This is a genomic window from Variovorax monticola, from assembly GCF_051216855.1.
Classification (GTDB): domain Bacteria; phylum Pseudomonadota; class Gammaproteobacteria; order Burkholderiales; family Burkholderiaceae_C; genus Variovorax.
Genome location: NZ_JBPJZP010000001.1, coordinates 215,284 through 227,855 on the forward strand (window position 1 = coordinate 215,284; position 12,572 = coordinate 227,855).

The window sequence follows — 12,572 nt, forward strand, 5'->3', positions numbered from 1 at the left end:
CCATTTAATGGGTATGCAACCTGGGCGGTTGTGACGCACATCGTCGTCGTGCAGGAAGCCCTGCAGAACTCACGCCGCGATGCGCATCGACACTTCCACGTCCCCGCCGAACGGCGTGGACATGTAGCCGCCCTTCGGCGAGCGCACGCGCGCAAGGTACTCGGGGCTGTGGTCGGCGTTGTCGGCGACGACCAGCGCGCCCGGGCGCAGGCGGCTTTCCACCAGCGCCAGGATGTCGGGGTAGAGCGCCTTGGCGCCGTCCAGCAGCAACAGGTCGATGGTGTCGGGCAGGTCGGCGGCGAGCGTCTTCAGCGCATCGCCCACGCGAATTTCCACCAGGTCGTCGAGGCCGCCGGCCTTCAGGTGGGCGCGGGCGCGCGCTACCTTGGAGGGCTCGAACTCGGTGGTGACGAGGCGGCCCCCGCCGTTGTCGCGCAGGGCAGCGGCAAGGTGCAGCGTGGAGATGCCGAACGACGTACCGAACTCGACGATGCTGCGCGCGCCGCCGCTGCGCGCCAGCATGTAGAGCAGCGTGCCGGTCTCGCGCGACACCGGCAGCGGCAGGTCTTTCAGGCGGGCGTAGAAGTCGAGGTACTCGGTCTTGCTGTGCATGAGGCGGGTGCGCTCGGCGGACGAGAGCGCGGAAAGCGCGGCGCTCGTCGCGGGCGATGCCTCGGCGGTTTCCCGGAACAGGCGCTCCAGCAGGGGCGCGAGCGGTGCGGTCGTCAGTGTGGTCATGGTGAATTTCCTTCTGTAGATGAATACGGAAATAATATGAAGGAACCTTCACATTTCCTATTCGCGTTGAAAGCCGTACCCCATGACCGACCGCCGAAGCGCACCGATCTCCTCGAGAAGAAAGCCCAAGCAGGCCCGCTCGACCGACCTGGTGGCGGCGATTCTCGAAGCAGCCCTTCAGGTTTTGGCGAAGGAGGGCGCGCACCGCTTCACCACCACGCGCGTGGCCGAGCGCGCCGGCGTGAGCGTGGGCTCGGTCTACCAGTACTTTCCGAACAAGGCCTCGATCCTGTTCCGGTTGCAGAGCGACGAATGGCGCCAGACGGGCGACATGCTCGGCGGCATCCTCGAGGATGCGGGCAGCCCGCCGCTCGCGCGCCTGCGCACGCTGGTGCACGCCTTCGTCCGCTCGGAGTGCGACGAGGCCTCGATGCGGCTTGCGCTCAGCGACGCGGCACCGCTGTACCGCGACGCGCCCGAGGCGCTGGAGGTTCGGGCGTCCGGTGAGCGCACGGTGCAGGCTTTCATGCGCGAGGCGCTGCCGCAGGCCTCGCAGGCAATGCGGGCGATGGCCGGCGAACTGGTCACGGCCACGCTCGGCGCGGTGGGCAAACAGTTCTCGGAGAACCCGCGCACGCCCGCGCAGATCGATGCCTATGCCGACGCCATGGCCGACATGTTCTGCGCCTACCTGCAAAGCCTTGCGCCGCCCGGGCGCCGGCGACGCGCCCGGGGCTAGCGCCCGGCCTTCAGCCGCGCGGCCGCCGAGTGGTGGTCCGCGCCCACGGTCTGCACCGTGCCCGCACGGGCGAGCCCGAACGGCGGCATGTTGACGTAGATGTTCTCGTAGTTGCCGGGCGATATCGCATAGGTCTCGTGCCAGATGCCCACCGAGCCGTCGGTGCCGACGGCCTTGTTGAACGCCTTCCAGGCGGGCAGGTGCTCTGCCTGCTTGTCTTTGGCGTACGCCAGCAGTTGTTCCATGGAGCGCCAGTACTGCAACATCAAGGTCGTGCGGCCGACCCACATTTCGCCGTGCAGAAATCCGCGCTCGGGCTGGCGGTCGAGTTCCTTGAGCATGCGCGGCATGGCGGCGATCACGGGCAGCCATTTGTGTGCCTTCAAGGGCTGGTTGATGCGCATGCCGATGAGGAAGACGACGAAGTCTCCTTCGAGCGTGGCGGTAATGCGTTCGCGGCGGATCATGGTGGGCGAGCTCCTGAGGCTGCATCGAAAGGGTTGACTGCGTGATCCTGCCACGCGAAGTGCCAGGCCGATGCGACGCGGCGTACGCGGGCGGCGCGAAATGCCTGTGTCGAACAAGCATCGCGTCGAGGCACGTCAAGGCGCCGCGTCGAACACCCCCTTGCGCAACTGCAGCGCGACGTCGAAGAACGAGGCCAGCACGCGGCTCTCGCGCCGGATCTGCAGGCAGTAGAGGTACGTTTGCGTGACCGCGGGGTCGCCCTCGATGCGCACGGTGCGCAGGCGCTCGTCGGGAATGAACTCGGCTTCCGACACGGCGCCGATGCCGATGCCGCGCGCGGCCGCTTCGCGGATGGCTTCGCGGCTGCCGATCTCCATGGCCACCTTCGGCCGCACGCCGGCGCGTGCCAGCGCCTCGTCGAGCGCGCGCCGCGTACTGGAGCCGCTTTCACGCTGGAGCAGAGGTTGGCCATGCAGTTCCTCCAACCGGATCTCGCCGCGGTTGGCAAAGGGGTGGTCGCGGTGCACGAACAGAATGAGCGCATGCCGCGCATAGGGCGTGGCGCTGAAGCCCGGCGCCTCGTGAAAGCGCGCCAGCACGCCGATGTCGACCGCGTACGTTTCCAGGTCCTTGAACACCGCGGACGAATTGCCCATGCGAATGGACACGTCGAGCCGCGGGTAGCGCTTGCGGTAGGCGTCGACCATCTCGATGACATGAAAGGGGCCGACGGCGCCGAGCCGCAGTTCGCCGGACTGCAGGTCGCCGCTGTCGTGCAGCAGGTTGTACGAATCGAGTTCCAGCGCCGCGATCTGCCTTGCGATGGGCAGCAGCCGCTCGCCCACGCTGGTGAGTTCGATGCGGTGGCCCTGCCGATGGAACAGCACCACGTTGTGTTGCCGCTCCAGCGCCTGGACCTGGGTGGTGAGCGTGGGCTGGCTCAAGCCCACGGCGCGCGCTGCGGCGCTGAAGCTGTTGTGCTGCGCAACGGCAAGGAAGGCGCGGAGTCTGGCTGCTGACATCCATAGATTGTGTGAATTGACATGTGACAAATCCGTGATCGTTTTGATATGCGGCTGTCACATGGCGTTCTTAGCCTTGCGGTAGTTCTTCAAGCCCCCCTCACACCTCCACCCGACGGACAACGCCATGACTTCTCCTTTTTGCCTGCGCCGAAGCCTGATTGCCCTGACCCTTGCCGCGGTCGGGGCCGCCGCCATGCCCGCGCTGGCCGCGCCACCCCTCACCATCGGCCTGATCCCCGCCGAGGACTCGCAGGCCATGATCGAAAGCAGCCGCCTGGTGCTCGACAGCCTGCAGCAGCAGCTGGGCATGCCGGTCAAGCCCTTCGTCGCCACGGACTACAACGGCGTCATCGAGGCCCTGCGCTCCAAAAAGCTCGACGTGGCCTACCTCGGCCCGTTCTCCTATGTGCTGGCCAACCAGGTCGCGGGCGTGGAGGCCTTCGCGGTCGCCGTCACCAAGAAGACCGGCCAGAGCGCGTACAAGAGCGTGATCATCGCGCGCAAGGACAGCGGCCTGGCCAAGACCGCCGACCTGAAGGGCCGCACCTTCGCCTTCGTCGACCCGACCTCGGCCTCGGGCCACCTGTTCCCCAAGGCGGGCCTGCTGCAGGCCGGCTACGACCCCGAGACCTTCTTCAGCCGCGTGATCTTCTCGGGCTCGCACGATGCCAGCATCCTGGCCGTGGCCAACAAGAAGGTCGATGCCGCGGCCGTGGCCGACCGCATTCTTGCAAGCGCCATCGCCAAGGGCCAGGTGAAGGCCGACGAGCTGGAAATCGTGTGGTCGTCGAACCCGATTCCCGAGTCGCCGATGGTCTGGCGCAAGGACCTCGACCCCGCGCTGAAGGCGAAGATCGCCAAGGCCCTGGCCAACGTCAAGGACCTGCCGTGGGGCGACCAGGGCGTGCTGAACGGCTTTGCGCCCACCAACGACGCGGCCTACGACGTGGTCCGCGACACCGCCAAGGCGCTCAAGCTCGACCTGCGGAGCATGAAGTGATCCGCATCCGGCAACTCACCAAGCGGTATGGCGACAACGCCGTGCTGCGCGGCGTGGACATGGAGGCGGCGCCGGGCGAATTCGTGGTGGTGCTCGGCGAATCGGGTGCCGGCAAGTCGACCCTGCTGCGCTGTGTGAACCGCCTGGCCGTGGCCGACGGCGGAGAGCTGAACGTGGCCGGCATGGACGCGGTGGGGTGCTCCGACACGCGCGCGCTGCGCCAGCACGTGGCCATGATCTTCCAGCACCACAACGTGGTGCCGCGCCTGAGCGCGTTGAAGAACGTGCTGACCGGCCGCCTGGGCGCGGTGTCGACGCTGGCGTCGGTCTTGCACTTCTTCAGCCGCGAAGACATCGCGCTGGCGCACGAATGCCTGGCCCGCGTGGGCCTGTCGCACAAGGCGCACGAGCGCACCGATTCGCTGTCGGGCGGCCAGATGCAGCGCGTGGGCATTGCGCGCGCGCTGGCGCAGCGGCCACGGGTGATCCTTGCGGACGAGCCGGTGGCGAGCCTCGATCCGCAGACCTCGCGCAAGGTGCTGCAGTACCTGCACGATGCCTCGCGCGAGCTGGGGATCACCGTGCTGTGCAACCTGCACCAGGTCGACTACGCGCGCGAGTTCGCCGACCGCATCGTCGGGCTGGCGCAAGGCCGCGTGGTGTTCGACGGCGCGCCGCAGGCCATGGGCACCGACGACATCGACCGCATCTACATGCCGCAGCCCGCGCTCGACAGGAAAGACGCGGCCGCCCCGGCTGCACTGCCGATGCCCCTGGTGGCAGGCACCCAAGGTTGACCATGAAGAATCCCTCCAATCCCTCTGCCTCCTACGCCTGGACCGGCCCGCTGCCCGAAGGCCGCCGAAGCTGGTTCAACCTGCTGGTCTGGCTGTGCGTCGTGGCCTGGGCGCTGCAATGGAGCGCCGAAGGCGCGCAGCTGAGCTGGTCGGAGCTCGCGGGCGGCCTGCCGCAGATCCTCGACTTTCTGGGCCGCACGCTGCCGCCCGACACGCACATCCTGGGCCGGCTGGTGGCGCCCGCGCTCGAGACGGTGCAGATCGCCATGTGGGGCACGCTGCTGGCGGTGCTGCCGGCCATTCCGCTGTCGTTTCTGGCGGCGCGCAACCTTCAGAGCAACCGCTGGGTGTACCAGAGCACGCGGCAGGCATTGAACGTGGTGCGCAGCATCAACGAGCTGATCCTGGCGCTGGTGTTCGTGTCGGCCGTCGGCCTGGGGCCGTTCCCCGGCGTGCTGGCGCTGGCATTGCACGGCGCGGGCATGCTGGGCAAGTTCTTCGCCGATGCCATCGAGGAAATCGACCAGGGCCCGCTCGAAGCCCTGCGCGCGACCGGTGCACGGCCGCTGCAGGTCATCGTTTTCGGCGTGCTCCCGCAGGTGGTGACGGCGTGGATCGCGGTGGTGCTCTACCGCTTCGAGGTGAACCTGCGCTCCGCGACCGTGCTGGGCATGGTGGGCGCGGGCGGGCTCGGCTTCGAGCTGGTGAGCAGCCTGAAGCTGTTCCGCTATCCCGAGACGGCCACCTGCATCATCGTCATCACCGTGATGGTGATCGTGGCGGACACGCTGTCGAGCCAGCTGCGCCATCGCATCCAGCGCAACGGGCGGCATTGAGCGAACCATGTGGACTTACTTCAACCCCGTCGACGTGCATGCCGGCTGCGGCTCGCTGGAGGCACTGCCCCGGCTGCTGGGCCGGCGCCGCGCGATCCTCGTCGCGTTTCCCGAGGCGATCGCGCTCGGGCTGGTCGATCGCATCCGCGGCTTGCTGGGCGAGCGGCTCGCCGCCGTCGAGACCGACGTGCTCCCCAACCCCGACGTCGCATGGCTGGGCCCGATGTACGAGCGCCTGTGGCGCGACCACGCGGACGTCGACTGCGTCGTAGCGCTCGGCGGCGGCAGCGTGATCGACTGTGCGAAGGTCATGCTCACGCGCACGGCCGCCGGCCGGTTCGACGAACTGCTGGCCCTCATGGAGGGCGCCCAGCCCGCACCGGGTGGGCGCCATCGCCAACTGCTGGCCGTTCCGACCACGGCCGGCACCGGCAGCGAGGTGACGCCGTGGGCCACCGTGTGGGACCAGGCGCGCGCACGCAAGCTGTCGCTCCACCTGCCGTGGACGTGGCCGCAGGCGGCCATCGTCGATGCCGACCTGATGCTGAGCCTGCCGCGAGCGGCCACCCTGGCCAGCGGGCTCGATGCGCTGTCGCACGCGCTCGAATCGCTGTGGAACGTGCACCGCAATCCGGTGTCGGCCAGCCTGGCGGTCAGCGCGGCGCGCAGCATCGTGGCGACGTTGCCGCAATTGCTGGCGCAACCTGGCCGGGCCGAACTGCGCGAGCGCATGGCCACCGCGGCACTGCAGGCCGGGCTGGCCTTCTCGAACACACGCACTGCGCTCGCACATTCGCTGTCCTACGACATCACGCTGCAGCACGGCACGCCGCACGGCATTGCCTGCTCGTTCAGCCTGCCTCGCATCATGAAGCTGGCGGCGGGGCGCGACCCGGTGCTTGACGCGCTGCTGCTGTCGGTGTTCGATGTCGGCCACATCGACGCCGCCGTCGCTTCTCTTTCCGCGTTTCTCGAAGGCCTGGGCGTGAGCGTCGATCCCGCGAGCTACGGCATTGCCGAAGCGGACTGGAGCGACCGCATCGCGCAGGCCCTGGCCGGGGCACGCGGGCGCAACTTCATTGCCGCGGCCTGAACTCTCAACCTCCACACCTCCTGCACTGACACCATGAACACATCTTCGACCCACACCCCCCTGCCATCGCACCGGCTCCAGGCCGTCATCTTCGACTGGGCCGGCACCCTGGTGGACTTCGGTTCGCTGGCCCCCACGCAGATCTTCGTGGAATCGTTCGCGAGCTTCGGCATCGAGATCAGCCTGGCCCAGGCGCGCGGGCCCATGGGGCTGTCCAAGCGGGACCACATCCGCACCTTGCTGGAAGAGCCCGCCATCAGCGCCCAGTGGCAGGCACGCTTCGGCGCGCTGCCCGGCGCGGGCGACATCGATGCGCTGTACGAGCGCTTCATGCCCATGCAGATCGAAAAGGTGGGCGCCTATTCGAAGCCCATTCCCGGCGCCGTCGACACGCTGGCGTGGCTGCGCGCGCAGGGCCTGAAGATCGGCTCGTGCTCGGGCTACCCGCGCCAGGTGCTCGACGTGCTGCTGCCGCTGGCCGCCCAGGCCGGCATCGTGCCCGACCATGTGGTGGCGGGCGACGAGCTTGCCGCCGGCGGCCGCCCCGGGCCCTACATGGCGCTGGCCAATGTGCTGGCGCTGCAGGTGAGCGACGTGCGGGCCTGCGTCAAGGTCGACGACACCACGCCCGGCATCGAGGAAGGCCGCAATGCGGGCATGTGGTGCGTGGGGCTGACGCTGTCGGGCAACGAGGTCGGCCTGACCGAGGAAGCGCTCGGCCGGCTCGCGCCCGAGGAAGTGGCAGAACGCCGCCAGGTGGCGGAGCGCCGGCTGCGCGCTGCCGGAGCACATTTCGTCATCGACAGCGTGGCCGACCTGCCGCGCGTGATGCACGAGATTGCGCAGCTGCACGGCGGCTGAGGCGCGCGGAGGCGGTGGGGGTCGGCTTGCGGCCCGCTCGCTCGCCGCCGCCGCGAGTGCCTTGGGCATATAGCACTCATATGCGCATGGAAATTGCGGTGCGTCGGGGCTGCATTACCCTGCGCATCCAAGATGAAAAAAGCCTACCGCGCCTCCCTCCTGCGATTCGACGCCGCCGGCCAGCCCGTTTTCGATGAAGACGGCCTGCTGGTGGTCGCCCCCGACAGCACCGGCCGCCATCGCGTGCTCGATGCCGGCAGCCACGCCGCTGTCGCGCCGCGCCACACCGACGCCGAAACGACCCACCTGCCCGGGCGCATCCTCGCACCGGGCTTCGTGGACATGCACATCCACTTTCCGCAGACCGACATCATCGGCTCGCCCTCGCCGGGGCTGCTGCCCTGGCTCGAAAACTACACCTTTCCCGCTGAAGCCAGGTTCGCCGACCCCGCGCATTCGAACGAAGTGGCCGACGTGTTCTTCGACGAGCTGCTGCGCAACGGCGTGACCACCTCGCTGACCTTTGCGACCTCGCACGTGGCCTCGGTCGACGCCTTCTTCGAGGGCGCGCAGCGCCGCGGCCTGCGCATGATCACCGGCAAGGTGCTGCAGGACCGCAACTCGCCCGACGGCGTGCGCGACCAGACCGAGCAGAGCCTGCTCGACACCGAGGCGCTGATCCGCAAATGGCACAACGTCGACCGGCTGGGCTATGCCATCACGCCGCGCTTCGCGCCCGCGAGCACGGACGCGCAGATGCGCGGCGCGGGCGAGCTGGCCGCCAGGTACGCCGACACCTGGATCCAGTCGCACGTGGCGGAAAACCGCGACGAGGTGGCGTGGGTGCGCGAGCTGTATCCGCAGTCGCGCTCCTACCTGGACGTGTACGCCGGCTTCGGCCTGATGCGCGAGCGCGCGGTGTACGCCCATTGCATCTACCTGGACGACACCGACCGCGCCCTGCTGCGCGACACCCGGACGGCGGCAGCCGTCAGCCCGACCAGCAACCTGTTCCTGGGCAGCGGCTTCTTCGACTTCGGCGCGGCCGACCGTGTGGGCTACCCGTACGGTCTGGCCAGCGACGTGGGCGGCGGCACCAGCTTCAGCCCGTTCCACACCATGATGGCCGCCTACTACGTCGGCCGCGAAGGGCAGACCAAGACCGGCCTGAGCATCGCGCCCTCGGAACTCTGGTGGCGCCACACCGGCGGCGCGGCGCGCGCGCTGGGGCTCGACGGCGTGGTCGGCAACCTGCAGCCGGGCTGCGAGGCCGACTTCCTGGTGCTGAATCCGGGCGCCACGCCGCTGCTGGCGCGCAAGACGAAGCTGGCGAACACGCTGGAAGAAATGCTCTTCGCCATGATCGTGCTGGGCGACGACCGGCTGGTGGAACGCACGGTGATCTCGCAGGCGGGTTGAAGGGCGCCGGGGGAAGGCGCGCAGGGCGCCCATGCCACAATTCGGCCCCGATTCCCCCGCAGCAGCAGCGAGCGCATATGAGCATCAAGAGCGACAAATGGATCCGGCGCATGGCCGAGCAGACCGGCATGATCGAGCCCTTCGAGCCCGGCCAGGTGCGCGAGGCCGCCGGCCACAAGATCATCAGCTACGGCACCTCGAGCTACGGCTACGACATCCGGTGCGCGCCTGAATTCAAGGTGTTCACCAACATCCACAGCACGGTGGTCGACCCGAAGAACTTCGACGAGAAGAGCTTCGTCGACATGCACGGCGACTACTGCATCATTCCGCCGAACAGCTTCGCGCTGGCGCGCACCGTGGAGTACTTCCGCATTCCGCGCAACGTGCTGACCATCTGCCTGGGCAAGAGCACCTATGCGCGCTGCGGCATCATCGTCAACGTGACGCCCTTCGAGCCCGAATGGGAAGGCTACGTGACGCTGGAGTTCAGCAACACCACGCCGCTGCCCGCCAAGATCTACGCCGGCGAGGGGTGCGCGCAGGTGCTGTTCTTCGAGAGCGACGAGGTCTGCGAGACCAGCTACAAGGACCGCGGCGGCAAGTACCAGGGCCAGCGCGGCGTCACATTGCCGAAAGCCTGACGCAACCCCGGGCCGGCCGCTGACGCCCGGTTACCCCGCGGGGCGCGGCGCCAAGTACCATCCTGCGAACGCCGGCAAACACGCCAGAACCCCCCCGAAATAAGCCGGCAAGGAGAGCGCGATGAGATGGGAAGGCAATGATCAATCGGACAACGTCGAAGACCGTCGCGGCGAGGGCGGCGGCGGTGGCGGTGGCGGCAGCTTCTTCGGCGGGCGCAGCATCGGCATCGGCACCATCGCGGTCGCGCTGATCGCGGGCTGGGTGTTCGGCATCAACCCGCTCACCGTGCTGAGCATGTTGAGCGGCGGCGGTGGCCCCGCCCAGGTGCAGCAGCAGCCTCAGCAGGGCCCGGCGCCCAAGCCGCCCTCCGGCGACCGCGAGGCGGCCTTCGTCTCCACGGTGCTCAAGAACACCGAAGTGGTGTGGACGGACATCTTCAAGAACAACGGCGGCACGTACCACGCGCCGCGCCTCGTGCTGTTCCGCAACGCCACGCCCACCGCCTGCGGCACCGGGCAATCGGCCATGGGGCCGTTCTACTGCCCGGGCGACCAGAAGGTCTACATCGACCTGGCTTTCTACGACACGCTGAAGAACCAGCTTGGCGCGCCGGGCGAGTTCGCGCAGGCCTACGTCATTGCGCACGAGGTCGGCCACCATGTGCAGGACGAACTCGGCGTCACCGCCAAGGTCGACGGCATGCGCAGCCGCCTGAGCCAGACGCAGAACAATGCGATGAGCGTGCGCGTCGAGCTGCAGGCCGACTGTTTCGCGGGCGTGTGGGCCCACCATTCGCAGGAATCGAAGAAGTGGCTCGACCCGGGCGACATCGAGGCCGCGATGAACGCCGCGCAGAAGATCGGCGACGACGCATTGCAGCGTTCCGCGGGCCGCGCGGTGGTGCCCGACAGCTTCACCCACGGCACCAGCGCGCAGCGCCAACGGTGGTTCGGCGCGGGCTACCAAGGTGGCGACATCAAGGCGTGCGACACGTTCAATGCACGCAGCCTTTGAGTTGCATGCGCTTGAAACGGGCATGAATGCTCACTTTGTTGCTATTGAATAAGTAGCAATTTCGCCGGCACGGGCGTTGTCATGCCGCCGTCACTGCCGTTTTTTGCGGCAGTGCGACAATAGAAGGCTTAATGACAAGCTCCTTCTCCAATCTGATGCTGGCGGAACCGCTGGCACGCGCCGTAGCCGAAATGGGCTACGAGACCATGACACCCATCCAGGAGCAGGCCATTCCGGTCGTGCTTTCGGGCCAGGATGTGATGGGCGCCGCCCAGACCGGTACCGGCAAGACGGCCGCGTTCTCGCTCCCGTTGCTCCAGCGCATGCTCAAGCACGAAAACGCCTCGACCTCGCCCGCGCGGCATCCGGTCCGGGCCCTCGTGCTGTTGCCCACGCGTGAACTCGCCGACCAGGTCGCGCAGCAGGTCAAGCTGTACGCCAAGTACACCAACCTGCGCAGCACGGTCGTGTTCGGCGGCATCGACATGAAACCGCAGACGCTGGAACTCAAGAAGGGCGTCGAAGTGCTGGTCGCCACGCCGGGTCGGCTGCTCGATCACATCGAAGCCAAGAACGCGGTGCTCAACCAGGTCGAGTACGTGGTGCTCGACGAAGCCGACCGCATGCTGGACATCGGCTTCCTGCCCGACCTTCAGCGCATCCTGAGCTACCTGCCCAAGCAGCGCACCACGTTGCTGTTCTCGGCCACGTTCTCGCCCGAAATCAAGCGCCTGGCCGGCAGCTACCTGCAGAACCCCGTGACGATCGAAGTGGCGCGGCCGAACGAAACGGCCTCCACCGTCGAGCAGCGTTTCTTCAGCGTGAGCGACGACGACAAGCGCCGCGCGCTCACGCAGATCGTGAAGCAACGCGGCATCACGCAGGCCTTCGTGTTCGTCAACAGCAAGCTCGGTTGCGCGCGCCTGGCACGTTCGCTCGAACGCGACGGCCACCGCACCACCGCGCTGCACGGCGACAAGAGCCAGGACGAACGCCTGAAGGCGCTCGCCTCGTTCAAGGCCGGTGAAGTCGACCTGCTGGTGTGCACCGACGTCGCGGCCCGCGGCCTCGACATCAAGGACGTGCCCGCCGTCTTCAACTTCGACATTCCGTTCAACGCCGAAGACTACGTGCACCGCATCGGCCGCACGGGCCGTGCCGGCGCGTCGGGCTTGGCCGTGAGCTTTGCCAGCGGCGGCAACGACGCGCGCCTGGTGGCGGACATCGAGAAGCTGATCAAGAAGAAGATCGAGCTCGAACCCGTCGAGTTCGAGGAAGACCGCCCGCGCGGCCGCATCAACGACGGACGCCGCCACTGGCGCGAAGAAGGCGAAGCCGGCGATGCGCGCGACGTGCTCGACCAGCCGCGCGAACGCAGTCCGGCCCCGAGCGGCGTCGGCGGCGACGCCCGACGCGGCGGCGGACGCCCGCACCGCGCGCCGTCCGCGTCGCGCGATCCGTTCTTCGACAAGCCTTACGAACCCGGCGCGCCCGACGCCACCCCGGCGTGGGAAGCCTCCGCAAAGGCCGGTCCTGCACGCGGCGTGTCCAGCAACATCAAGAGCAAGCGCAAGGTGGCGGCGCTGTTCAAGAGCGCCGAGCCGAGCTGATGCGTATGAACTGCGGCGTCATGCGCCACAGTTCGATCGATCACCTCCACCCGCGGTGCCAGCCGTATTGCGGGTGGTGCCAGCCCCAGCCATAGCGCGGGTGGTAGGCCCACGCGAACCCGATGCCGGGCGATACATAAGTAGGCGCAACGTAGGCAACGCCCGGAGGTGCGGCGTAGACGGGTTGAGCCGGTGCCACCACGCAGCCGGTCAGGGCGGCTGCCAGCGCGGCGGCAGACAGGGCAAGAACAGGGAATCTCATGGCGAAGGTCCTGGGAGTTGTTGTCGGTATGCACAACCAACGTCCCGCCGCTTCGCCGGATGACG

At 68.0% G+C, this 12,572-nt stretch carries 14 protein-coding genes; 10 read left to right on the forward strand and 4 right to left on the reverse strand.

Features of this window, described 5'->3' with window-relative positions; genetic code table 11:
- Positions 1-69 precede the first annotated feature (69 nt).
- Complete coding sequence (locus tag ACSFA5_RS00915; RefSeq protein ID WP_435442122.1) at positions 70-738, reverse strand: O-methyltransferase; 669 nt, start codon at positions 736-738, stop codon at positions 70-72.
- An 82-nt stretch (positions 739-820) separates the two neighbouring features.
- Here ACSFA5_RS00915 and ACSFA5_RS00920 point away from each other — a divergent pair, with 82 nt between their 5' ends.
- Entirely contained in the window at positions 821-1,477 is a 657-nt protein-coding gene (locus ACSFA5_RS00920; protein WP_435442123.1) for a TetR/AcrR family transcriptional regulator, read from the forward strand.
- Here the strand turns inward: ACSFA5_RS00920 and ACSFA5_RS00925 are convergent.
- Both ACSFA5_RS00925 and ACSFA5_RS00930 read right to left on the reverse strand, forming a co-directional pair.
- Positions 1,474-1,944: a DUF4188 domain-containing protein gene (locus ACSFA5_RS00925; protein WP_435442124.1), complete on the reverse strand. Its 471-nt coding sequence runs from the start codon at positions 1,942-1,944 to the stop codon at positions 1,474-1,476. The genes ACSFA5_RS00920 and ACSFA5_RS00925 overlap by 4 nt on opposite strands.
- A 135-nt stretch (positions 1,945-2,079) precedes the next feature.
- Positions 2,080-2,967 carry a LysR substrate-binding domain-containing protein gene (locus ACSFA5_RS00930; protein WP_435442125.1) on the reverse strand — a complete coding sequence of 296 codons (888 nt, stop codon included), beginning with the start codon at positions 2,965-2,967 and terminating at the stop codon, positions 2,080-2,082.
- Positions 2,968-3,094: 127 nt separating this feature from the next.
- Between ACSFA5_RS00930 and phnD the strand changes: the two genes are divergently transcribed.
- From phnD to ACSFA5_RS00975, 9 genes are all read left to right on the forward strand, one after another.
- Positions 3,095-3,970: a phosphonate ABC transporter substrate-binding protein gene (gene phnD, locus ACSFA5_RS00935; RefSeq protein WP_435442126.1), complete on the forward strand. Its 876-nt coding sequence runs from the start codon at positions 3,095-3,097 to the stop codon at positions 3,968-3,970.
- The gene (gene phnC, locus ACSFA5_RS00940; protein WP_435442127.1) at positions 3,967-4,767 is read left to right on the forward strand and encodes a phosphonate ABC transporter ATP-binding protein; all 801 of its coding nucleotides are present in this window, start codon (positions 3,967-3,969) and stop codon (positions 4,765-4,767) included. Before phnD ends, phnC begins: the two co-directional genes overlap by 4 nt.
- A gap of 2 nt (positions 4,768-4,769) precedes the next feature.
- Positions 4,770-5,603, forward strand: a complete 834-nt coding sequence (gene phnE / locus ACSFA5_RS00945; protein WP_435442128.1) for a phosphonate ABC transporter, permease protein PhnE — start codon at positions 4,770-4,772, stop codon at positions 5,601-5,603.
- A 7-nt stretch (positions 5,604-5,610) separates the two neighbouring features.
- Complete coding sequence (gene psrA / locus ACSFA5_RS00950; protein ID WP_435442129.1) at positions 5,611-6,696, forward strand: iron-containing alcohol dehydrogenase PsrA; 1,086 nt, start codon at positions 5,611-5,613, stop codon at positions 6,694-6,696.
- A 33-nt stretch (positions 6,697-6,729) separates the two neighbouring features.
- Positions 6,730-7,557 (forward strand): phosphonoacetaldehyde hydrolase, encoded by an 828-nt coding sequence (phnX, locus tag ACSFA5_RS00955; protein WP_435442130.1) that lies wholly within the window; start codon positions 6,730-6,732, stop codon positions 7,555-7,557.
- A 132-nt stretch (positions 7,558-7,689) separates the two neighbouring features.
- On the forward strand, positions 7,690-8,976 hold the full coding sequence (gene guaD, locus ACSFA5_RS00960; protein ID WP_435442131.1) for a guanine deaminase: 1,287 nt from the start codon (positions 7,690-7,692) through the stop codon (positions 8,974-8,976).
- 77 nt (positions 8,977-9,053) lie between these two features.
- On the forward strand, positions 9,054-9,620 hold the full coding sequence (dcd, locus tag ACSFA5_RS00965) for a dCTP deaminase (RefSeq protein ID WP_435442132.1): 567 nt from the start codon (positions 9,054-9,056) through the stop codon (positions 9,618-9,620).
- Positions 9,621-9,741: 121 nt separating this feature from the next.
- Positions 9,742-10,635 carry a KPN_02809 family neutral zinc metallopeptidase gene (ypfJ, locus tag ACSFA5_RS00970; RefSeq protein ID WP_435442133.1) on the forward strand — a complete coding sequence of 298 codons (894 nt, stop codon included), beginning with the start codon at positions 9,742-9,744 and terminating at the stop codon, positions 10,633-10,635.
- A gap of 131 nt (positions 10,636-10,766) precedes the next feature.
- Positions 10,767-12,245: a DEAD/DEAH box helicase gene (locus ACSFA5_RS00975; RefSeq protein ID WP_435442134.1), complete on the forward strand. Its 1,479-nt coding sequence runs from the start codon at positions 10,767-10,769 to the stop codon at positions 12,243-12,245.
- A gap of 40 nt (positions 12,246-12,285) precedes the next feature.
- On the opposite strand, the gene ACSFA5_RS00980 is transcribed toward ACSFA5_RS00975, so the two are convergent.
- Positions 12,286-12,507, reverse strand: a complete 222-nt coding sequence (locus tag ACSFA5_RS00980) for a hypothetical protein (RefSeq protein WP_435442135.1) — start codon at positions 12,505-12,507, stop codon at positions 12,286-12,288.
- Positions 12,508-12,572: the final 65 nt, after the last annotated feature.